The 21,586-nt window shown below is 34.7% G+C and carries 21 protein-coding genes and 2 riboswitches; of the genes, 1 reads left to right on the top strand and 20 read right to left on the bottom strand.

All coding sequences use genetic code 11. The features are described from left to right. Window positions 1-263 precede the first annotated feature (263 nt). Window positions 264-380: riboswitch (SAM riboswitch) on the bottom strand. Between the two features lie 539 nt (window positions 381-919). From LNP23_RS22840 to LNP23_RS07360, 10 genes are all read right to left on the bottom strand, one after another. Continuing rightward, a complete protein-coding gene (locus LNP23_RS22840) occupies window positions 920-1,048 on the bottom strand; it encodes a hypothetical protein (RefSeq protein WP_255663745.1) in 129 nt (42 codons plus the stop codon). Next, window positions 1,039-1,266 carry a hypothetical protein gene (locus LNP23_RS07400; RefSeq protein ID WP_230004437.1) on the bottom strand — a complete coding sequence of 76 codons (228 nt, stop codon included), beginning with the start codon at window positions 1,264-1,266 and terminating at the stop codon, window positions 1,039-1,041. The genes LNP23_RS22840 and LNP23_RS07400 overlap by 10 nt, the downstream gene beginning before the upstream one ends. A gap of 136 nt (window positions 1,267-1,402) precedes the next feature. Further along, on the bottom strand, window positions 1,403-2,455 hold the full coding sequence (locus tag LNP23_RS07395) for an NAD(P)/FAD-dependent oxidoreductase (protein WP_047773255.1): 1,053 nt from the start codon (window positions 2,453-2,455) through the stop codon (window positions 1,403-1,405). Between the two features lie 94 nt (window positions 2,456-2,549). After that, window positions 2,550-3,131 (bottom strand): precorrin-2 dehydrogenase/sirohydrochlorin ferrochelatase family protein, encoded by a 582-nt coding sequence (locus tag LNP23_RS07390; protein ID WP_230004436.1) that lies wholly within the window; start codon window positions 3,129-3,131, stop codon window positions 2,550-2,552. Window positions 3,132-3,553: 422 nt separating this feature from the next. After that, window positions 3,554-4,330, bottom strand: a complete 777-nt coding sequence (gene cobA, locus LNP23_RS07385; RefSeq protein WP_047772884.1) for a uroporphyrinogen-III C-methyltransferase — start codon at window positions 4,328-4,330, stop codon at window positions 3,554-3,556. Continuing rightward, on the bottom strand, window positions 4,323-6,413 hold the full coding sequence (locus LNP23_RS07380) for a HEPN domain-containing protein (RefSeq protein WP_230004435.1): 2,091 nt from the start codon (window positions 6,411-6,413) through the stop codon (window positions 4,323-4,325). The genes cobA and LNP23_RS07380 overlap by 8 nt, the downstream gene beginning before the upstream one ends. A gap of 93 nt (window positions 6,414-6,506) precedes the next feature. Further along, a complete protein-coding gene (locus LNP23_RS07375; protein ID WP_230004434.1) occupies window positions 6,507-7,751 on the bottom strand; it encodes a sulfate adenylyltransferase subunit 1 in 1,245 nt (414 codons plus the stop codon). 106 nt (window positions 7,752-7,857) lie between these two features. Beyond that, window positions 7,858-8,757, bottom strand: a complete 900-nt coding sequence (gene cysD / locus LNP23_RS07370; protein WP_047772880.1) for a sulfate adenylyltransferase subunit CysD — start codon at window positions 8,755-8,757, stop codon at window positions 7,858-7,860. Between the two features lie 98 nt (window positions 8,758-8,855). Further along, window positions 8,856-9,566: a phosphoadenylyl-sulfate reductase gene (locus tag LNP23_RS07365; RefSeq protein WP_047772879.1), complete on the bottom strand. Its 711-nt coding sequence runs from the start codon at window positions 9,564-9,566 to the stop codon at window positions 8,856-8,858. Between the two features lie 25 nt (window positions 9,567-9,591). Next, the gene (locus tag LNP23_RS07360; RefSeq protein ID WP_230004433.1) at window positions 9,592-10,494 is read right to left on the bottom strand and encodes a sulfite exporter TauE/SafE family protein; all 903 of its coding nucleotides are present in this window, start codon (window positions 10,492-10,494) and stop codon (window positions 9,592-9,594) included. A 289-nt stretch (window positions 10,495-10,783) separates the two neighbouring features. Between LNP23_RS07360 and LNP23_RS07355 the strand changes: the two genes are divergently transcribed. Beyond that, window positions 10,784-11,566 (top strand): sulfite exporter TauE/SafE family protein, encoded by a 783-nt coding sequence (locus tag LNP23_RS07355; RefSeq protein WP_047772875.1) that lies wholly within the window; start codon window positions 10,784-10,786, stop codon window positions 11,564-11,566. A 514-nt stretch (window positions 11,567-12,080) separates the two neighbouring features. Here LNP23_RS07355 and LNP23_RS07350 read toward each other — a convergent pair. The 10 genes from LNP23_RS07350 to LNP23_RS07305 all read right to left on the bottom strand — a co-directional run bounded on the left by LNP23_RS07350 (window position 12,081) and on the right by LNP23_RS07305 (window position 21,317). After that, entirely contained in the window at window positions 12,081-12,491 is a 411-nt protein-coding gene (locus LNP23_RS07350; protein WP_047772871.1) for an RrF2 family transcriptional regulator, read from the bottom strand. A 128-nt stretch (window positions 12,492-12,619) separates the two neighbouring features. Continuing rightward, the gene (locus LNP23_RS07345; protein WP_230004432.1) at window positions 12,620-13,120 is read right to left on the bottom strand and encodes an RDD family protein; all 501 of its coding nucleotides are present in this window, start codon (window positions 13,118-13,120) and stop codon (window positions 12,620-12,622) included. A gap of 91 nt (window positions 13,121-13,211) precedes the next feature. Continuing rightward, on the bottom strand, window positions 13,212-13,727 hold the full coding sequence (locus tag LNP23_RS07340) for an alpha/beta hydrolase (protein ID WP_230004431.1): 516 nt from the start codon (window positions 13,725-13,727) through the stop codon (window positions 13,212-13,214). Between the two features lie 92 nt (window positions 13,728-13,819). Further along, a complete protein-coding gene (locus LNP23_RS07335; RefSeq protein WP_230004430.1) occupies window positions 13,820-14,992 on the bottom strand; it encodes a trans-sulfuration enzyme family protein in 1,173 nt (390 codons plus the stop codon). A gap of 136 nt (window positions 14,993-15,128) precedes the next feature. Then, window positions 15,129-15,560, bottom strand: a complete 432-nt coding sequence (locus tag LNP23_RS07330) for an OsmC family protein (RefSeq protein ID WP_230004429.1) — start codon at window positions 15,558-15,560, stop codon at window positions 15,129-15,131. Between the two features lie 27 nt (window positions 15,561-15,587). Further along, window positions 15,588-16,223, bottom strand: a complete 636-nt coding sequence (locus LNP23_RS07325; protein ID WP_230004428.1) for a LysE family translocator — start codon at window positions 16,221-16,223, stop codon at window positions 15,588-15,590. 197 nt (window positions 16,224-16,420) lie between these two features. Then, window positions 16,421-17,113 (bottom strand): hypothetical protein, encoded by a 693-nt coding sequence (locus LNP23_RS07320; protein ID WP_230004427.1) that lies wholly within the window; start codon window positions 17,111-17,113, stop codon window positions 16,421-16,423. Window positions 17,114-17,343: 230 nt separating this feature from the next. Continuing rightward, the gene (gene thrA / locus LNP23_RS07315) at window positions 17,344-19,758 is read right to left on the bottom strand and encodes a bifunctional aspartate kinase/homoserine dehydrogenase I (protein ID WP_230004426.1); all 2,415 of its coding nucleotides are present in this window, start codon (window positions 19,756-19,758) and stop codon (window positions 17,344-17,346) included. 1 nt (window position 19,759) lies between these two features. Further along, entirely contained in the window at window positions 19,760-20,743 is a 984-nt protein-coding gene (locus tag LNP23_RS07310) for an alpha/beta fold hydrolase (protein ID WP_230004425.1), read from the bottom strand. Window positions 20,744-20,820: 77 nt separating this feature from the next. Further along, window positions 20,821-20,929: riboswitch (SAM riboswitch) on the bottom strand. A gap of 187 nt (window positions 20,930-21,116) precedes the next feature. Next, window positions 21,117-21,317, bottom strand: coding sequence for a hypothetical protein (locus tag LNP23_RS07305; protein ID WP_047772852.1), 201 nt, complete (start codon window positions 21,315-21,317; stop codon window positions 21,117-21,119). Window positions 21,318-21,586 lie beyond the last annotated feature (269 nt).

Raw genomic sequence — 21,586 nt, 5'->3', positions numbered from 1 at the left:
TTTATTTAAACCTGACGGGTTTTAAAAACCTTTCAGCTTAGCTTCTTATTAATAATTCCAAAAGTTCACTATTGTGACTCTTTAGCCCCGATTGAAGTGGAAATCCTTTTGTTTTTTCTTTAAAAACAAAAGATTGCAACAGAAAGCGGGAACCCTTGACGGCAAAAAAGACGTCAATGATTCGCTCATGATACCAAAATGAATTCGGTAAAATAATATTATAAGGTTGTCAGGAAAAGTTTTGAGAAATACTTTATGTATTTGTGTTATCTATCTTAAATACCGTGTTTGTTGGTATTAAGTAGAATGTAGCACCTTCTTTATGATAAAGGGTTGCTAAGGTTTCATTGGGTCTTTCCCTCCGCCTTTCGTGATAACTGTCAATAAAATTATGAACAGTGCAAAGTAAAGACATAACCTTAATACTTGCAAGTATTAACGCTATTTTTTTATTTAAGTTTCTAAGGGTCTGAGGAGCTAAGATTCTAAGGGTCTTCGGGTCTAAAACACTACGCTGGAAATTTATTTTTAATCTTTAGGATTCTGTTTTGTTCCTCTAAAATTAATAATTTCTATACGATTTAAATTCTTTACTTATTTTGGAAACTAAGTGCCTATTTAAATTTCATTGGAAAGAATTTTAAATCCGTTTTATCCGTGTCTTCGTGATAACGAATCTGTTCAATCCGCGTGTGAAATTAAGTTGCAATCACCATATGCAAAGATTATGTAGAATTGGACGCGGATTATACGGATTTGAAATAGTAAAAACGCTGACAAAAACGGATTCCTTATGTTGAAATATTGATCGATTAAGATGAAGTACTTTTAATTTTACATGTAAAAATTCAGTGTACTTCTTTCTTCTTTTGCATAATTTAAAAGAGTTTAAAATTTATTCAAAAAAAGATGTAGCTTATTATGTAATGTGTTGCTTTTTATCTCTAAGTTCAAGATTTCTTTTTGCTGTCCATTTGGCTTCCAAGTAATCAACAACACTATTAAAACCTTTAATAGCCTGTGGTGTCCAAATAAATTTTAATGCCATTTTGAAAATCTTTTCATAACCTCTTCATGACTTGTAAATTCTCCGTTATTCACCTGATCCAGTCCAATTTGAATTTCTGCTTGCTCTGCCTCGGATAACGCATCAAACCAATCACTTTGACTTGCTTTCAAAACCGATTCCAGCTTTTCTAAAACACGCTCCTCTTCAACCTTACCCAATTGCTGAATAAACTGATATTTTCTCGCTTCTAAATCCATAATAATTAAACTTTTATATAAACAAAGACACAAATAAAAAAAAAGCTCAAACTATAATTACAAGTTTGAGCTTTACAAATTAAAATCTAAAAATCTCTATCCCACAGCTATCGGGAGAGAAAATCAGTATCATAAACTACACGATTGCCTTAACAACTGCTTTCGGGGCCTCTTTACGAGTTCCGTCAAAACCGTCAACACCGGAAACGGTAGTGTATTTTAAAACGTATTTTTTACCTGGATTAATGATTGCATAAGCCGCTTGACACATTAAAGTCGCTTCGTGGAATCCGCAAAGAATTAATTTTAATTTCCCCGGGTACGTATTAACGTCTCCGATAGCGAAAATTCCGGGAATATTGGTTTGGTAATCTAATGCATTATTTACTTTAATCGCATTTTTTTCAATTTCTAATCCCCAGTCTGCGATTGGTCCCAATTTTGGAGTCAATCCGAAAAGTGGAATAAAATAATCTGTTTCAATTTTACGGTGTGCTCCGTTTTCTTCGATGTCCAAAGATTCAACATGTTCCGCACCATTGATTCCGATTACTTCTGCCGGAGTAATTAATTTAATTTTTCCTGCCGTTTTTAATTCCTGTACTTTTTCTACAGAATCTAAAGCTCCTCTAAATTCATTTCTACGGTGAATTAAAGTTACTTCTGAAGCTACATTGGCCAAGAAAATACTCCAGTCTAATGCTGAATCTCCTCCTCCTGCAATGACAACTTTTTTATCTCTGAATTTTTCCGGATTTTTAATGAAGTATTTTACTCCTTTATCTTCATAAAACTCGATATCTTCTATAAGTGGTTTACGAGGCTCGAAACTTCCTAATCCTCCTGCGATGGCAATTACCGGCGCATGAAATCTGGTTCCTTTGTTTGAAGTAACGATAAAACTTCCGTCTTCTTGTTTTTCGATGGTCTCAGCACGCTCTCCTAAAGTATAACCTGGCTCAAACTGCTTAATTTGCTCCTGTAGGTTATCAATTAAATCCCCTGCTAATACTTCCGGGAATCCGGGAATGTCATAAATAGGTTTTTTTGGATACAATTCTGAAAGTTGTCCTCCTGCCTGTGGCAGTGCATCTAAAATGTGGCATTTTAATTTTAGTAATCCTGCCTCAAAAACGGCAAATAAACCTGTTGGTCCTGCTCCAATAATTAGTATATCTGTTTTAATCATTACACTGTTGTTTATAATCATTCTTAATAATGCAAAGAAACGAATAATTTATTCTATTTTCAATGATTTATATCATTCATTTCTTCTGTTTTTTTTACTCTTTATTTTTTAATGAAGCGGTAATCTCGTTCATCTTTTTAACTTTATCTTCAAAGTTGCCTTTCAGCGTTTTCCTGTATTCATTTAGGTTTTCAACCATCTTATTGATATCGTCCGGAATCACTTCTTCAAAAAGCTCTCTTAGCCTTTTGGCTGTGGTAGGAGACTTTCCGTTGGTCGAAATGGCAATTTTTACATTTCCTTTGGTTACGATTCCGCCTAAATAATAATCACACAAATCCGGAGTATCGGCAATATTGCAAATCAAATAGCGCTTTCTGGATAAATCATATATTCTTTTATTGACTTTTAAATCATCAGTACAGGCGATCACCATATTGCGTTTTTTGAGCATCTTTTTTTTGAACTTCGCCTGGGTCAACTTAAGCGAAGGATGATTTTCTGCCAAAACTTTAATCTCAAGATGAAAGTGTTTTGCCACCACCTCAACATTGGCATTTGGACTCGATTTCAATAAAAAAGAAAGCTTTTCCAGTCCAACATTTCCACCGCCCACAATAAGAACATTCAGATTGTGTAATTTTAAAAATATTGGATATAATTCGTTTTGTTCCATTTTAATTCCTTTACATCGCATGAAAGTACGATGTTTTCTCTTTATTGTGCAATTTCTTTTGGCTTATTGCTCATTTTTGTCGGGTTGAAATCCGACGGTATACATTTATTTCTTTTTTAATTATTACCTTTCATACGTAGGGTTGAAACCCTACGTTACAAATTATTTTTTTTGATTTCTTTTGATAAAAAAAGCTTCTTTGAATCTTTTTTATTTATTGCCTTTCATTTGTCGGGTTGAAACCCGACGCTACAAATTATTTTTTTTTGATTTATTTTGGTAGAAAAGCTTCTTTGAATCTTTTTTTTATTGCCTTTCATTCGTTGGGTTGAAACCCTACGTTACAAATTAATTTCTTTGATTTCTTTTGGCGAAAATAATTCTTTTGATCTTTTTATTTTTTGTCGGGTTGACGCCCTACGCTACATGATGATTTCTTTTGATAGAAATTCTTCGTAGCATCCTTTTAGTTTATTGCTTTCGCGGACAACTTCTCCGAGAACGATAATGGCAGGCGAACTTAATCCTTTTTCTTTTACAATGTTCAAAATAGAATCTACCGTTCCTACGCCTACTTTTTCGTCGGCAGTGGTTCCGTTTTGAATAATCGCAACCGGTAAATTTCCTTTATCTTCTTTTTGAAACAAATGGATAATCTGAGACAATTTATGCATTCCCATCAAAATTACCACGGTTGCAGAAGATTGCGCCGCCAATGCTACATCTGAAGATAATTTCCTGTCTGATGTTGTTCCTGTAATGGCCCAAAAACTTTCTGAAACACCTCTTTTGGTAATCGAAATTCCCTGACTGGCAGGCACCGCAACTACCGATGAGATTCCCGGAACAACAAAAGTTGGGATTCCGAAACTTTCTACAAATTCAATTTCCTCACTTCCGCGTCCGAAGACAAAGGGATCTCCACCTTTCAGACGTACTACATTTCCATACGTTAAGGCATTATCTACAATCAACTGATTGATTTGATCCTGCGTATAGGCATGGTTCCCCATTTTTTTTCCGACAAAAATCGTAATCGCATCTTTTGAAGCGTGAGAAAGAATTTCCTCGTTTGCCAATGCATCATACAAAACCACATTCGCTTCAGCAAGTGCTTTAACGGCTTTTAGCGTAAGCAGATCCGGATCTCCGGGACCGGCGCCTACTAAAGTTACTTTGGGTTTGATTGTATTAAGCATTTTCTAATTCTTGAGCTCTATATTTTTCTATGGTATCAAAAAAAGCAATTCCTTCCTGAATGTATTGTTTTGCAAAAGCTTCTGAAGGCTCTGTCTGATTGATTTGATATACTAATTCTTTGAATGTTGTTGCCAATTTAATTTTAGCCGTTACAACAAATACATTGTCAAACAAATCAACAATTCCTGCGTGATTGTTTGTTTTTTCATTTTCGGAAAGCAATAAGGCTTTTGCCCCATTTACAAATCCTGCATAAGCATGATAAATAGCATCAGACCATTTTCCTTCGTCGAATGATTCTTGTGCGAATGTTAATTTGTCTTTTGCTTCTAATAACAAAGTAGCAACCAAATCTATCACAACACCGGCACATTCTCCAACTCCAACTGCTTTTACATAATTATCTGCATTACCCCAATCTACAAAATCACCTTCTGTTAAATTGGTTACATCTGCTAAAGGTTTTAATATTTCGTAGAAGTATTTTTCTCCTTTTTCATCGTAATAATTTAGAAATTTCTGTCCGTTTGCATGGGTATCAAAATCGTTTAAAATAGTACGCAAGGCATCTGGTCCTCTGCGGCTTGGAATTTTGATTACTTTATCAGCAAAACGTCCTTCTCCATTTCCTAATCTTCCGCCGCCTAATAAAACCTGTAAGGCCGGCGCTACCAATTTACCGGAGTTTATCGACATTCCCTGAAAACCAATGGCTGACATATTATGTTGTCCACAAGCATTCATACAACCACTGATTTTTATTTCAATTTCGCGGTTGTTTCTGTATTGTGGATATTCTGCATTAATCACTCTTTCTAATTCTTCTGCTATCCCGGTACTGCTCGCAATCCCCAAATTACAAGTGTCAGTACCTGGACACGCAGTAATATCCGCCGTAGAATTATAGCCTAAATGAACAAAGTCCAATTTGGCTAATTCCTGATAAAAGAAAGGTAAATTCTCTTCTTTTATATGGCGAAGTACTATATTTTGGCGTAATGAAAATCGCAATTCATTTGCTGCATAATTTTTAATTAAATCGGCTAGTAATCTTGCTTTATCTGTGTAAAAATCACCTAATAAAACTTTGATTCCAATCGAATAATATCCTTTTTGTTTTTGTGCAATTACATTTGATTCTTTCCACAATTCATAAGCAGCCGTATCTTCAATAGCAACTTGCGGAACTTCTAACAAAGGTTCTGGAATTGGACCATCAAAAGCAGTAGTATCAATTTCATAGGTTTGAAAAGCAAGTGCTTTTTTCTCTTTTTCGACTAAATCCAAAAAGACATCTCTACCCATTTCTTTGATCAAAAACTTCATACGTGCTTTCATTCTTTTGGCACGTTCTCCGTATCGGTCAAAAATACGAATGATCCCTTCTGCTGTTGGGATGATTTGGTTTGCCGGTACAAAATCTGAAAGCAATTCAGCGTGAGCTGGCTGTGAACCTAATCCACCACCAAAAACGATTTTAAAACCGCGTTGTCCGTCAACGATTTTTGGAATAAATCCTAAATCATGCAGGTAACTCAAAGCCGTATCTTCGTCAGAAGAAGAGAACGAAATTTTAAATTTACGTCCCATTTCCTGACCAATAGGATTTCTTAACAGGTATTGAAATAAAGCGTGTGCATAAGGCGAAACATCAAATGGTTCGTTTACATCTACACCTGCTAATTCGCTTCCTGTAATATTTCTAACGGTATTACCACAAGCTTCACGCAACGTAATATCATCTTTAGCCAGATTGGCCCAAAGTTCCGGAGTTCGGTCCAGACTTACATAGTGAATCTGAATGTCCTGACGCGTTGTAATATGCAAACGACCTGTAGAATATTCATCTGAAACTTTCGTAATACGTACCAACTGTTCGCTCGTTACTTTACCATAAGGCAATTTAATACGAATCATTTGAACGCCTTCCTGACGTTGCCCGTAAATTCCTCGTGCTAAACGAAGACTACGAAAACGCTCATCATCAATTTTTCCTCCACGGAATAAGTGAATCTTTTTTTCAAGATCGATAATTTCTTTCTGAACTATCGGATTTTCTATTTCTGTTCTAAAACTTTCCATTTTCTTTTTTGCTTTAGGCTTTAGGCTATGCGCTTTGAGCTTTTTTAACTTTGTTTTTTTCGCTTAAGGCTTATTGCTTAAAGCCTAATGCATCTATCGAATAAATCCTACTCCTGCAGTTGTGTTGGTTGCGGTATCAATTAAGATAAAAGCACCGTTTGATTTATTATCGTTATAAGCATCAAAATATAAAGGCTTGCTTAATTTAATGCTTACTTCTCCAATTTCATTTATCGCTAACTGTGTAGCCGGAGTGGTTCCTGAATAATCGGTTGCGATTGTATTTTTGATACTTTCTACCTTTGCCAGAACACGGTTTGTGTTGTGTTGCACAATGTATTTTGTTCCCGGAACCAGTTTTTTACTGTCCATCCAACAAACGGTTGTGTTGATGTCTTTTTCAATTTTTGGAAGTTCTGATGATTTTACAATCATATCACCTCTTGTCACATTGATATCATTTTCTAATTCGATTGTAACCGAAGAACCTGCAACGGCTTCGTCAAATTGTTTATCGAAAAAGTGAATTTTGCTCACTTTTGATTCTGTTAATGAAGGTAAAACAGTTACTGCATCCCCAACTTTAATTGAGTTTCCGTATAATTTTCCGGCATAACCTCTAAAATCGTGGTACTCTTCTGTTTTAGGACGAATCACAGTCTGAACCGGAAAACGTGCTTTTCCAGCTTCGTAAACATCATGAGAATGCAAACCTTCTAAATGCTCCAAAACCGTTTGTCCGTCGTACCAAGTCATATTTTCTGATTTATCGACTACGTTTCCGCCATTGATTGCACTTAATGGAATATAACTTACATTTTGTTCTTTGAAAGTACTTTTAGCATTTAAAGCTTGAAAATCGGTTTTGATTTTATTGAAAACTTCTTCCGAATAATCCACTAAATCCATTTTGTTGATGGCTACGATTACCTCTTTTACACGCAATAAATTATTGATAAAAAAGTGACGGTATGTTTGCTCAATAACACCTTTTCTGGCATCAATTAAAATGATCGAAACTTGTGAAGTCGAAGCTCCCGTAACCATGTTTCTGGTATATTCTACGTGCCCCGGAGTGTCGGCAATAATGTAACTTTTCTTAGCAGTCGAAAAATAAATATGTGCTACATCAATCGTGATTCCCTGCTCTCTTTCTGCCACCAAACCATCTGTTGCTAACGAAAAATCAAGATAATCGTATCCTTTTTGTTTACTGCTTTTTTCGATTGCTTCGATTTTATCTGTTGTCAATGATTTTGTATCATACAATAACCTTCCGATTAAAGTACTTTTCCCGTCATCTACACTTCCTGCTGTTGCTATTTTTAAAACGTCCATTCTGTATTGTTTTGTTTCAGGTTTCAAGTTTCAGGTTCTTCTTAAACTTATAAATCTGTCTGTTTTTTTGAATTTTACTTTTCTCTACTTTTAATTTTTAATTGAATTAAAAGTATCCTTGTTGTTTTCTTTTCTCCATTGCCGCTTCAGAACGTTTGTCATCGATTCTGGCGCCTCTTTCAGAAATAGTAGAAGTTCTGATTTCTCCCACTACTTGCTCAATGGTCTCTGCATAAGATTCAACAGCAGCAGTACAACTCATATCTCCAACGGTTCTAAAACGAACAATTCGTTCTTCGATTTGTTCGTCTTCTTCCTGGTACACAAAAGGAGAATGTGACCAGATCAAACCGTCTCTCAAAAAAACCTTTCTTTTATGTGAGAAATAGATTGATGGGATCTCGATGTGTTCTTTCTCGATATAACTCCAAACATCTAATTCCGTCCAGTTTGAAATTGGGAAAACGCGAACGTTTTGACCATTTTCTATTTTTCCATTCAAAATATCAAATAATTCAGGACGTTGATTCTTCTCGTCCCATTGACCGAAATCATCACGTACCGAAAAAATACGTTCTTTTGCTCTTGCTTTTTCCTCATCACGACGTGCTCCACCAATACAAGCATCAAACTTAAATTCTTCGATTGCATCTAAAAGTGTCGTAGTCTGCAAGCTGTTTCTACTGGAATATTTTCCGGTTTCTTCTACTACTTTTCCTTCGTCAATAGCATCCTGAACATTACGAACAATTAATTCTAATCCTAATTCTTCAACCAATTTATCTCTGAAAGCAATTGTTTCAGGAAAATTGTGTCCTGTATCAACATGCAAAAGAGGAAACGGAATTTTTGCAGGGAAAAATGCCTTTTGCGCTAAACGTACTAAGGTTATAGAATCTTTTCCTCCAGAAAAAAGCAAAACCGGTTTGTCAAACTGTGAAATTACTTCTCTGAAAATGTATATTGCTTCGCTCTCTAAAGCGTTTGTTTTTAATACTGAACTCATTGTATTTTGTTTAATGTTTCAAGTTTCAGGGGTCTGATTACTCCTAAAATCTCGTAAACTATTACTATCTATTCTCTTTATTCTTTGCTCTATTCTCTTTACTCTTTCTTAGCCCCATGCAAACCACACTCTTTATGGCTTGATTCCCACCACCATCTTCCGGCTCTGATATCCTCTCCGGGAAAAATTGCTCTTGTACAAGGCGCGCATCCGATACTTACGAAACCTTCTTTGTGCAGGGCATTTTGTGGGACATTAAATTCTTTCAGATGATTCTCCACTTCTTCTAAAGTCCATTTTAACAGGGGATTGAATTTTATAATTTCGAAACCTCCATCGTATTCAAACAGATTTAAGTCGTGTCTGTTTTCTGACTGCTCAGCTCTTAAACCTGTAATCCAAACTGAATTTCCTGCTAAAGCTTTTCGCAACGGAACCACTTTTCTAATAAAACAGCATTCTTTTCTATTTTCAACCGAATCATAAAAACTGTTTGGTCCTTTTGTCTGAAGTAAATTTTCTACTGCTGCTGCTTCCGGAAAATAAACTTCGATCTGTTTTTTGTATTTTTTTAATGTCCTGTGAAAAACATCGTATGTTTCCTGAAACAATCTTCCGGTATCTAAAGTAAACACCTTGATTGCCACATCATTTTTGAAGATAAAATCAGTTATTACTTGATCCTCCTGTCCAAATGAAGTTGAAAAAATAACTTTCTCCGGATATTCCTCAGCCAGAAAAGCTAATGTTTCTTCCAGTGAAAAATCTTTTGTTTTTGCTTCTAATGACGCTATAATTGCTGTGCTCATATTCTCTTTCCCTTTCTAAAATATTTTACAATAATTTAGACAATGTTTTTAAACTCAATAAAATGATTAGTATTCCCACTGCGATCATCATTGGTTTTCTTTTAATTTTATTGACCAAATAAGCCGCTAATGGAGCAGAAATTACCCCTCCTAAAATTAGTCCTATAATAACCTGCCATCCGTGGATTCCTCCAAAAAGCATAAAAGTAATACCACTTGCAAATGAAACCGCAAATTCGGCAGCATTTACAGATCCAATCGTGTATCTCGGGTTTCTCCCTCTTCCTAATAAGGTAGAAGTTACAATTGGTCCCCAGCCTCCGCCACCTACTGCATCCATGAATCCTCCAAAAGTGGCCAAAAAACCTAATTTTTTAGTTTTCTTTTTAATGATGTTTTTCAACAATGCTTTTCTAATAATAATTATTGCCAAAACGATCATGTAAACGGCGATAAATGGTTTTATAACTTCTCCGTCAATTACATCTGACAATAAATATGCTCCTATAGCTGAACCCAAAACACCCGGAATCAATAAATTCTTTACCAGTTTTTTATTAATGTTCCCAAAACGGTGATGCGAAATAGCTGATGCTCCTGTTGTAAACATTTCGGCAACATGAACTCCTGTACTACTAATTACCGGTGGCACTCCGTAGGCTAATAAAAAAGAAGTGGAAGTCGCTCCGTATCCCATTCCTAAAGTTCCGTCTACCAATTGGGCAAAAACACCAATTAGAAAAAAAACTAAAAGCTCCTGATTAAGACCTTCTACAAATCCATTCCAGGAAAACTCAGCATAGTGATTGTAACCAAGTGTTAGCAGCAGACCTACTAACAATACAACCGGTACAAGCACCCATAATCTTTCTTTTAAAGACACTTCGGCTTTTAATGCAACTGTACGTACTTCTATTCCTTTTTCCATATTTCTTTTAAAAAATCCATTACCCTATCGGCTTACTAGATTACTATGCAAAATTAGTATTTATTTGTAAATAACAAAACAATATTTTGATTTTTTACTTTAATTAACAACCGCATCCCAAACAATTAAAACAAAACTTACTTATTTTGATAAAATAAAGGTAAATTTAAAAACTCTAAAACACGCAAACAATTACAAAACAAAGATTTAACAAGCACTTCTAAAATAGTCTACCACATCGATAGGATTATTATAAATTACTTCTTATTTTTGGCAAAATTTTTTATTTATGGATTTTCAGATAGGTCTTGTAGTGGCAGGTTTATTCGTTGGTTTTGTGGTGGGAATGACTGGTGTTGGCGGCGGTTCGCTCATGACTCCTATTTTATTATGGTTTGGCATTCCACCAACAACCGCTGTAGGTACCGATTTATTGTATGCTGCTTTTACCAAAATGGGAGGGGTATATGTTCACAATAAAAAGAAAAACATCAACTGGAAAATCACCGGCTGGCTTTCTTTAGGCAGTGTACCGGCGGCTTTATTAACTTTATGGATATTGGAAAGCATCAAAACCGATGTTACCGCTTTAAATGCCTTAATCAAATACAGCTTGGGCTGGGCTTTGCTTTTTACTTCGATAGCCATTTTGTTTAAAAAGAAGATCATGCAATTTTCTCAAAAACATGCCGGGGATAAATTTCACTATGAAAGCACTACTCAGAATATTTTAACGGTTGCTATTGGTGTATTATTAGGCGCCACCGTAACACTTACTTCGATTGGTGCAGGCGCACTGGGAACCGTAACTTTATTTTTTCTATACCCGCTTTTGCCAACTCCGAAATTGGTTGGAACTGAAATCGCCCACGCCGTTCCCTTAACTCTTGTTGCAGGAATCGGACATGCCTCAATGGGGAATTTAGATCTGGGACTACTGGGCCAATTACTACTAGGATCCCTTCCCGGAATTTACATGGGAAGCATGTTAAGCGGAAAAGTGCCTGATTTATTCCTTAGAAACGCCATTGCCATAATGTTGTTTATGGTAGGCTACAAATTAGTTTTTTAAGTCTTTTACTATTTCATTTTCCTAAAAATAATAGAAAAAAATTCTCTATACCCAAAAAACCATTTCAGTGAGTCCGCTCAACGAAATGGTTTTTTTATTGATTCCTACTTGGCGATATTAAACCATATAAGTCATGTAAGTTCATTTAAACTAAACTTATATGGTCTTACATCACCTTATATGGTTTAAAAAAAATTATATGTTCCAAACTAGTTTCCTTTGTTTTTATAAATTAAACCTAACAGGTTTTTAAAACCTGTCAGGTTTAGAATTCATCGAAAATAAGTCATGTAAGTTCATTCAAACTAAACTTAATATTAGCTTACATCACTTATATGGTTTAAAAAATTATACGTTCCAAACAAACTAGTTTCCTCCGTTTTTAAAAATTAAAGCTGACAGGTTTTAAAAACCTGTCAGCTTTAGAATTGATCGAAAATAAGTCATATAAGTTCATTTAAACTAAACTTATATTAACTTACATCACTTATATGGTTTAAAAAAATTATGTGTTCTAAAAAGCGATATCCGCCAAGGAATTACTTTCTAATATCTTTAATGTATTATCTCTCACTTCCGTCATTAAACGACGGGCAGCACAGGTAGACTCATCGTCACAATCATCGCATTTTTCGTAGAAATTGTGACTTGCGCACGGAAGTAGTGCAATCGGTCCCTCCAAAATTCGGTATACTTTGGCCATGCTAATATCTTTCGGATCTTTGATAAGATAGTAACCGCCTCCTTTTCCTTTTTTTGCTCCCAAGAAACCGGAATTCCTTAAAAGCAATAATATACTCTCCAGGAACTTAATCGAAATATGTTCGCTTTTTGCAATTTCAGCAATTTGCACAGGATCATTATTCTCGCGTCTTGCTAAAAACGTCAAAGCTTTAATTCCGTATTTTGTTTTCTTTGAAAGCACTTATTAAGATTTTAGAATGTTGATTTTAGATTTTTTGTGCTAAAATGACAGCATATTTTTCAACAGCAAAAATAAGCTATTGCTATAAGAATAACAAAAGAATAAAAAGTATGACGCTGACGAACTTATTATTCGTTTTCCTTAACTCCGATTAATTCAAATTCTTTAAATGTTTTTATGCTTTCTTTTAAAGCCTTATTACCGACTACATAAGTATCTGAAAAAGAATCATGCCAACCTCTGCTGCCTAAAAAAGAAAAAGCATCAAAAGGGATTAAGCGAGATAGACTTCTTTTAAAAATTGCTCCAAAACCCGGTTTTTCACCATTTTCATCAACGACAACAGTTCCCGTGATAAATTTCCCTATTGATCTTCCGAAAAGACCTTCTGTAAACACATAATAAAGTATCGATATTATTACAAAAACAAGTTGTGACTCCAGATCGCTCATGTTAATCAACCATTCATTCAGGCCATCCCATTCTAACAGATTGGACAAAATCGCAAAGATAAAAGTTAAGATAAATGCAGAAAGCATAATAAAAATGATATCTAAAATGTAATTTAAGAAACGACTTCCATTAGAAGCTATTAAATTGTCATCAAGAATATAAGTAGTGTTACTCATGTTATAATTGGTTTTAATTAAGGTTATGTTTTGTTCGCGACAAAAATATACTTTTTGTATAAACAATTATGAAAAAGAAAGAAAAATCAACTTAAAATTCACTGCAAATGACAACCGTATTCTTTTCTATTAAATACAACTGATGCTCTTGATTTTCGAAAACATAATTTGAAACATTCAAATCCGAAAACCATTCAGCATTCGGTTTATTCCGGTCATTCTCTCCAAAATACAACTTGATTTTGCAATTAGGAGTCTCCGTTTCAAAACGCAATCTAGTTGACGAAACCGCAACCAACTGCTTTACTTTTAAACCAAGCAAAGAAGCTTTCCAGCCAATTGTTCCTCCTATGCTAAAGCCTAAAATAGTCACTTCTTCTTTTTCAAAATCCAATAAAGTTTGAACTGCCTTATCAATTCCTCCCTTTAAAAATTGACTGTGAATACCACTTTCATCGCAATCAGAAACATTTATTCCGCCTAATTTCAGAACATCATAATAGTGAACATCAAATTTAGATGCTAAGGTTTTACTATACGGTTTTATCCATTCCGGGCTTTCACCCCCAAATAAATCAGACAAGAGCAACAATCTTGGTTTTACCATAATCATGTTTTAAAAACTAAATTTAAGATACTAAAAAAGGCTATTCATTTGTAAAACAGATAGCCTTTTAGATTTTTAAAATTATAATACTTTTAAGAAAGCGCTTGCTCTAAATCTGCAATTACATCTTTTACGGTTTCTAAACCTACAGAAACACGCACTAAACCTTGTGTAATACCAACTGCCAATTGATCTTCTTCAGACAATTTACTATGCGTTGTTGAAGCCGGATGCGTTACAATTGATCTGGTATCACCGATATTAGCGGAAAGAGAGCAAAGTTTAATTTTGTCCAGAAATTTTCTTCCGGCCTCGATTCCTCCTTTGATTTCAAATGCAATAATATTACCTCCTAAAAGCATCTGTTTTTTGGCGATTTCGTATTGTGGATGTGATTTCAAAAACGGGTATTTCACACTATTCACATTTGGATGCGCTTCTAAAAACTCCGCTACTTTTAATGCATTTTCACAATGTTTTTCTACACGAATTGCAAGCGTCTCTAAACTTTTTGACAAAATCCAGGCATTAAACGGAGATAAAGCAGGACCGGTATTTCTTGAAAACAAATAAATCTGTCTGATTAAATCTTCACTTCCAACGGTCACTCCTCCTAAAACACGACCTTGACCGTCGATTAATTTCGTTGCCGAATGCACTACCAAATGCGCTCCAAACTTAATAGGCTGCTGAAGGTATGGCGTTGCAAAACAGTTATCAATGATTAAAATTAAATTGTGTTTTTTAGCGATGTCACCCAACAACTGCAGATCAATTACATCTACTCCTGGATTTGTAGGCGACTCTGCATATAATATTTTAGTATTCGGTTTAATGAAACTTTCAATTTTTTCCGGTTTATTAATGTCAAAATAAGAAGTTTCAATATTCCATTTCGGGAAATAAGTCATAAATAACGCATGCGTTGAACCAAAAACACTGCTTGCCGACACAATATGATCCCCCGCATTTAATAAAGCCGCAAAAGTAGAATACACTGCTGCCATTCCGGTTGCAAAAGCATAACCGGCTTCTGCCCCTTCCATTTTACACACTTTATCTACAAATTCAGTTGTATTTGGATTACTGAAACGGCTGTAAATATTTCTTTCTTTTTCTTCTGTAAAAGAAGCACGCATGTCCTCTGCATCTTCAAATACAAAACTTGACGACAGGTACAAAGGTACCGAATGTTCTAAATACTGAGATCTCTCTAATTGTGTTCTAATGGCTTGTGTTTCGAAACCAAATTCTTGTTCGTTCATTTTTTTTTGTTTTTCAGAGGACTATTTCACAGCGTCACACAAAGCAAACACTGAGTTGCACCAAAGATTTTAAAATATCTTTCAATAGCCTTTCATTATTTAATAGCTAGTCAAAATTATCTAATTCTCTAATTGACTAATTTTCTAATTCTTTGTCGTTTAAAACAACTTTGTATTTTATTGTTGCAGTAGGCTCAACCGTTTTGGCAACGGAGCAATATTTCTCAAAAGAGAGTTGTGCAGCACGATAGGCCTTTTCCGGATTGATGTCTCCTTTTAAATAAAAAACCACATTGATTTCTTTAAAAGGTTTTGCTTCGTCTATCTGAACGCGAAGTCCTTCTACCTCAGCATCAAAAGAAGTTATTTCCTGACGTTGTTTTTTTAAAATCGAAATCATATCGATAGCACTGCATCCTGCAACACCCATTAAAACAAGCTCCATTGGACTTGCGCCTAAATCACTTCCTCCAAATTCTGCCCTGCTGTCTACATCGATTACATGACCGCGCTCATTTTTTATTTTAAAATGAAATGCGTCATTTACTCTGTTTAAGGTTACTTTCATTTTTTTTTATTTTAATCTTTACTTTAATTATTTTGCTTTCGAAAAGGCCATTTTAATTGCCATTGACGTTAAAACTCCTGCCATAAACCATTTCTGAACCTTTAGCCACATTGGTTTTTTAGCAAAAAAAGAAGCTATTTTTGCTGCCGTTAGTACGATTATAAAATTAATCGTGAAACTCACCAAAACCTGTGTTACACCAAGTTCCAGGCTCTGTGTCATAATCGATCCGTAGGCCGGTTTGATAAACTGAGGAAAAAACGATAAATAAAACACCGCAATCTTAGGATTTAATACACTTGTTAAAAATCCGATACTAAATAGCTTTTTTGGTTTATCTATAGAAAGGTTTTCATTCGGTTGAAAGAGATTCTTTCCGTTTGGTCTCACCGCCTGAAACGCCAAGTACAACAAATAGAGAACTCCTGTAATTTTAAGAATATTATACGCCATCGGAACAGCAAAAAGTAGCGCTGTAATTCCAAAAGAGACCATGATAATATGAACAAAAAAACCAAAAATAATTCCTGCCAACGATAGTATTCCCGCTTTTTTACCTTGAGTAATAGAGCGCGAAATCAAATACATCATATTTGGTCCCGGTGTAATTACAAGTAATAAAGCCGCCAGGATAAAAATAACAAGCTCGTTTAATGGTATCATTTTTTTTCTTTTTTATTTAAATATGTAGTCCGGTCTGTCTTTTCAAAAGAACCTCAGAACTAAACCCAAACCACGAAGCAATTCGCAGCTGTTTTTCAGATCCGTTTTCTACAAACCATCATAATTCTCTATCATAGAAATCGCAACAACTTTCAAAAAACCTAAAGTCTTCAATCTAAAATCAAAAACCTCCGTACTTATTTCTTTTTAGTCTTTGCTTTTGCTTTTGTCTCCTGTACTTTGGCTACTTCTTTTTTATTACAATTATTTGTCTCGTAAAGTTCAATTATACGACCGGCCAAAGTATTCTTTTTGAAATTTTCTTTATTAACCGCTTCCAAAAAAGCAGGACAATCTTTAAACTGAATACCTGCGATATTCCTCACAGCCTTATCCATCCCTACATTCACAGACATCATTGCTGACAACATATAAACATAAAATACACCATCTTCCTTCTCTTTTCCCATGTACAGCATTGTACCGCCACCTGAACCTGTTGAAGTTCCTGTAGCCGGATTGTACCTAAGAGTCGATTGAAGCGCATCTACCGTTAGTTTAATTCCTTTCGAATAAATCACGTACAACCAAGATTTATCGGAGCTTTTTTTTACTCCCTTTTCTCCTTTATCCTGAAGCACAAACAATCTTTCTGCTTCATACTTATTTCCGTCTTTGTCAACGTACTCCACTTTTTTGAGTTCTTCACTCAAAATTTTCTCTGTATCTCCTTTTTCAGTAAGTCTGAATTTAACTTTAGAACTGTTTATTTCAACAAGTTCGGCGAACCCTTTTTTAACGGTTCCGTTTTCAAAAGTCAGAACAGCTTCATAATATTTTGCCTGCATCGTAAAAGAGATCAGACAAAAAAGGAAATAGATTTTTTTCATTTGTATAGGTTAATTCATTTGGGGGCATTCAGAATCTGTAATGTTCAGATTCTTTCTATTCTTTGGCTCGTTGAATGTTATTTAACACATAGAAACATAGATTTTAATTTCCTAAGTATGTCTCTATGTGTTCCAATTAATTCCACGCAACGGGTTATTTTTTATATTTTTTTGTGTTTAATTTTTCTTCTTTGTCGAAATAACAAGTTAGCGAATAAATCTAAAATCTCTTACTCTTTATCTGACAATCTCAAAATATCACCAAAAACGCCTCTTGCGGTAACGGCAGAACCTGCACCGGCTCCTTGTATTACGATTGGTCGGTCTCCGTAAGATTCTGTATAAATTTCAAAGAAAGAATCAGAACCTTTTAATCCGCCTAAAGCAGTATCTGAAGGCACAGAAACTAATTTTACTTCCAGAATCCCCTTGTCATTTTGTAAATCTCCGGACAATTCTCCGATATATCGCAACACATGATTTGGTTTTTGATCGGCTTTAATCTTCTCATAAATCGGATCAAATTCTTTTAGTTTGGTTAAGAAATCAGAAACATTTCCTTCACGTAAATGTTCCGGTATTAAATTTTGAATTGAAATTTCTTCAAACTCATTTTGCAAATCCAATTCTCTAGCCAGGATCAATAATTTTCTACCTACATCATTTCCGCATAAATCCTCACGCGGGTCCGGTTCTGTGTAACCATTATCAATTGCCTCTTGCAAAATCTCACTAAACGGAGCATCTTTTGCAGAAAAATTATTAAACAAATAACTCAAAGTTCCCGAGAATACTCCTTTTATTTTAGTGATATTTTCACCCGAAAGGTGCAATAATTTTATCGTATCAATTAACGGTAATCCTGCACCAACATTGGTTTCATACAAATAATTCTTCTGATTATCTGCCAATGATTTTCTCAATTCTTTATAGAAACCATAACTTAACGTATTGGCCACTTTATTAGACGAAATCAAATCAAAACTGCTCTCAATCAACGAAATATAGTTTTCCACAAAGGTAGCACTCGCCGTGTTATCAATCGCAATTAAGTTCTCTAAATGATGCTTATCTGCATAGGCAATAATGTCATTAATAGTATACGCAACTCCTTTATCCTGAATGTCATTTTTCCAATCTGATGTTACTCCATTTTTATTTAAAAGTACCTTTTTAGAATTGGCAATTGCAAAAACATTCAATTTGATGTCTTTGCGTTTTTCAATAGCAGCAGTAGATTCCAGAATTTGATTGATCAAAGTTCCCCCAACCAATCCATGACCGAAAACGGCAATATTGATTTTTTTGGAAACTCCGAAAATCTCTCCGTGAATTACGTTTAAGGCTTTATGCAATTCTGATTTTTTAACTACCAAACTCACGTTTTTACCCGTAACCGTGTTATTAAACAAAATCGGTACAATTTTATTTTTGATTAAAGCCGTGTAAGGCTTGTGAAAAGTACTCAGATCCTGACCAATAATAGAAATAACCGAAACATTGTCTGTAACTGTAATTTGGTTTACGTCTTTAGAATAAAAATCATTCTCAAACTCTTTTTCCAGTTCGATCATGGCAGTAGTAGCTTTATCTGTTGCAACTACCAAACCAATTCCTCTTTCAGAAGATCCCTGAGAAATAATACTCACACTGATATTGTGATCACCCATTACTTTAAAAATACGGGCATCAACTCCTGATTTCCCAAGTAATCCACGACCTTCAAGGTTTACTAAAGATAAGTTCTCTAAAACAGAAAGTGTTTTAATTCCTTCTTTTGCAGACTCTGAAGTGATTAAAGTTCCGCGATTTTCATGGTTAAATGTATTCAAAATACGAAGTGGAATACTCTTCTCCAACAACGGAATTATTGTTTTGGCATGCAAAATAGTAGCGCCGAAATTGGCCAATTCGTTTGCTTCATTAAACGATAAATATTCGATTTTTTTAGCATCGGCAACCAAATCAGGATTTGCAGTATAAATTCCGTCAACATGCGTAAAGTTCTGAAGCTCTTCTGCATTTAAATAATTTGCCAACAACGAAGCGGTATAATTACTTCCGTTTCTTCCTAAGGTTGTAGTGTCATTATTGTTGTTTGAACCGATAAAACCGGTTACAATATTCACTGTAGATCCGTTATGCTCTTTGAAATAATTGATCACATTTTTCTTAGAAAGCTGTTCCAAAGGCTGGGCATCACCAAATTTCGAATCCGTTTTCAGTAAATCTCTGGTGTCCACAAAATTAGCAGGAACTCCTTTTTCAATCAAAATTGCCGTCAATAATTTAGCCGAAAGCAATTCGCCTTTAGACAAAATCTGGTCTTTGATTTTATTACTGTAATCTCCAATCAGACTTACGCCTTCAAAAAGTTTATCCAAAATACTGAATTCTTCAGACAGATCAACTTGTGGGTAATCTGAAACCTGATACGTTTTAAAACTTTCTAATAACGGTTTATAGTTACCGTTTTTAGAAGCAATACTTAAAATATCTTCTAATTCATCAGTAGCATTTCCGCGGGCAGAAACGACAACGGCAATTTTTTCGCCCTGATTGATTTTATCTGTAATAATGGAAACTACTTTGTTAAGTCCTTCTCCGTTTGATAACGATTTACCGCCAAATTTTAATATTTTCATTTTATTTTTTTATTGTTTCTGCCTTAAAAATATCGGCAAGTAAATAATCTAGTTGTTTGTACTCTATTAAAAAAGCGTCATGTCCGTGTACTGAATCTATTTCGCTATAAAAAACATTGTTTTTGAATTTTATTAATTCCTGATACGTTTCCTTGTTTTCTTTTGCTGTGAAAAACAAATCTGAATTGATTCCGATAATATGAATCGCCGCATCCGTTTTAGATAGCAACGTTTCAAAATCGGCGCTGTTTCTGGTAATATCTATCGTTTTCAACAATTGATTCATTAATTTATACGAAGACAATTGGTATCTTTTTTGCAATCTTTCTCCGTGATGTGCCAGCCAGCTTTCAATATTAAAAATAGAAAGGTCTGAATTCATTGTACGTTGAAATTTTTCTTTGAATGATTCGGGAGAGCGGTAACATAACATAGCGTGAATTCTGGCATCTTCTATTGGTTTTGAAGAATTGTTCAGGATTTGCTCTTGTAAGTAACAATTTGCAATCATCCAGTCTGTCGATTTCCAGTCTGTTGCAATTGGTATTAAGTTTTGTGTGATAGCGGGTTCTAAAGCCAGTATTTCCCATGCAATTCCACCTCCTACAGAGCCTCCTATTATGGTATGAAGCTGCTCTATCTTTAAGAAATCGAGTCCTTTTATAAAAATCCTCGCAATATCCCGGGCTGTAAAATCCTGGTAATTTTCTATTAAGAAAGAATCATTTCCATTTCCGGGAACATTAAACGCTAATACCGTATAGACATTAGTATCAATTGTTTTTCCTTCTCCGATCAGGTCATTCCACCAACCGTTTTCACCTGTTACCTCAGCGTTTCCTGTCAAAGCATGATTAACCAAAACAATAGGCGCGCTATAGAGTGGTAAGCCCGAAATCGTAAAACTTAAGGGTAACGAATGATAAACTGCACCATTTTCGGTGGTGAAATTTTGTATGCTAATAAGGGTTGGTATATTTTCCAATTTCAAATCTGTTGTATTATTGATTTGTATGAGGAAATATTAGAAAGAAAGTCTAGACGAAACTAGAAAAATTCTTATTGTTATCTTTCCACGTTTGGGCGTGGTAGAATGCAGCACCTTCTTCGAATTAACGAAGGGTTGCTAAGGATTCATCGGGTCTAATCCCTCGTCCTTTCTTTATAACATTTCAATACATTTTTGAACTTAACGGTGCAAATTAACTACTATTTTCTTAAACAAGCAAATTTATCTGAACTGAATCTTTTATTTTATGAAAATAGTTTAATCTGAAACTATTATACGCAAAAAATTACCGAACAATATGCCCAGTAAAATTAAGCCGGTTTCACCCTATTTTATGACTCTTTTCGATTTAGATGAAAAGGGTTTCATTCTCTTTAGAATACATTAAAAACAACAATGAATTTGGTGCTTTTTTTTCTGCATTTTTATCCGTTTCGGTAATTCCAAAACTTGGGTGGATCAATTCGTTTGTTGGTGGCGGGTTGTTTCTTTTTGTCCTGCCGTTTTTCAATCTAGAAAATGTTCTTGCTAAGTAGTTTGTTGCACTCATGATATTTAAGTTTTAGTTCAGTTGTGTATTATTATGTTTATTAATCTTTTACTATTTTGTTAAGGCAACCCAATGGAATAAAAAAACCCTTTTGGTTTCAGATGCCAAAAGGGTTATAAGTTTTACAAACTTGTATTTACTTTTGGAATCAACAGACGTATGCGCAAATACTTGCGACATTAAACATCTTATTCATCTGTAACGATTGATTCATCTGTGATTTATTTGTTATCTTAAAAAAATTCTGCATTTCGTATAAATTTAAAAAG

The organism is Flavobacterium cupriresistens (genome assembly GCF_020911925.1).
Classification (GTDB): domain Bacteria; phylum Bacteroidota; class Bacteroidia; order Flavobacteriales; family Flavobacteriaceae; genus Flavobacterium; species Flavobacterium cupriresistens.
The sequence above is the reverse complement of the archived record's forward strand: the minus strand, read 5'-3'. Positions and strand labels throughout refer to the sequence as shown.

Excerpts from the sequence above, each read along its gene's own strand:
- LNP23_RS22840 (WP_255663745.1), bottom strand. The coding sequence starts at position 1,048 with ATGGCATTAAAATTTATTTGGACACCACAGGCTATTAAAGGTTTTAAT.
- LNP23_RS07400 (WP_230004437.1), bottom strand. The coding sequence starts at position 1,266 with ATGGATTTAGAAGCGAGAAAATATCAGTTTATTCAGCAATTGGGTAAG.
- LNP23_RS07395 (WP_047773255.1), bottom strand. The coding sequence starts at position 2,455 with ATGATTAAAACAGATATACTAATTATTGGAGCAGGACCAACAGGTTTA.
- LNP23_RS07390 (WP_230004436.1), bottom strand. The coding sequence starts at position 3,131 with ATGGAACAAAACGAATTATATCCAATATTTTTAAAATTACACAATCTG.
- cobA (WP_047772884.1), bottom strand. The coding sequence starts at position 4,330 with ATGCTTAATACAATCAAACCCAAAGTAACTTTAGTAGGCGCCGGTCCC.
- LNP23_RS07380 (WP_230004435.1), bottom strand. The coding sequence starts at position 6,413 with ATGGAAAGTTTTAGAACAGAAATAGAAAATCCGATAGTTCAGAAAGAA.
- LNP23_RS07375 (WP_230004434.1), bottom strand. The coding sequence starts at position 7,751 with ATGGACGTTTTAAAAATAGCAACAGCAGGAAGTGTAGATGACGGGAAA.
- cysD (WP_047772880.1), bottom strand. The coding sequence starts at position 8,757 with ATGAGTTCAGTATTAAAAACAAACGCTTTAGAGAGCGAAGCAATATAC.
- LNP23_RS07365 (WP_047772879.1), bottom strand. The coding sequence starts at position 9,566 with ATGAGCACAGCAATTATAGCGTCATTAGAAGCAAAAACAAAAGATTTT.
- LNP23_RS07360 (WP_230004433.1), bottom strand. The coding sequence starts at position 10,494 with ATGGAAAAAGGAATAGAAGTACGTACAGTTGCATTAAAAGCCGAAGTG.
- LNP23_RS07355 (WP_047772875.1), top strand. The coding sequence starts at position 10,784 with ATGGATTTTCAGATAGGTCTTGTAGTGGCAGGTTTATTCGTTGGTTTT.
- LNP23_RS07345 (WP_230004432.1), bottom strand. The coding sequence starts at position 13,120 with ATGAGTAACACTACTTATATTCTTGATGACAATTTAATAGCTTCTAAT.
- LNP23_RS07340 (WP_230004431.1), bottom strand. The coding sequence starts at position 13,727 with ATGGTAAAACCAAGATTGTTGCTCTTGTCTGATTTATTTGGGGGTGAA.
- LNP23_RS07335 (WP_230004430.1), bottom strand. The coding sequence starts at position 14,992 with ATGAACGAACAAGAATTTGGTTTCGAAACACAAGCCATTAGAACACAA.
- LNP23_RS07330 (WP_230004429.1), bottom strand. The coding sequence starts at position 15,560 with ATGAAAGTAACCTTAAACAGAGTAAATGACGCATTTCATTTTAAAATA.
- LNP23_RS07325 (WP_230004428.1), bottom strand. The coding sequence starts at position 16,223 with ATGATACCATTAAACGAGCTTGTTATTTTTATCCTGGCGGCTTTATTA.
- LNP23_RS07320 (WP_230004427.1), bottom strand. The coding sequence starts at position 17,113 with ATGAAAAAAATCTATTTCCTTTTTTGTCTGATCTCTTTTACGATGCAG.
- thrA (WP_230004426.1), bottom strand. The coding sequence starts at position 19,758 with ATGAAAATATTAAAATTTGGCGGTAAATCGTTATCAAACGGAGAAGGA.
- LNP23_RS07305 (WP_047772852.1), bottom strand. The coding sequence starts at position 21,317 with ATGAGTGCAACAAACTACTTAGCAAGAACATTTTCTAGATTGAAAAAC.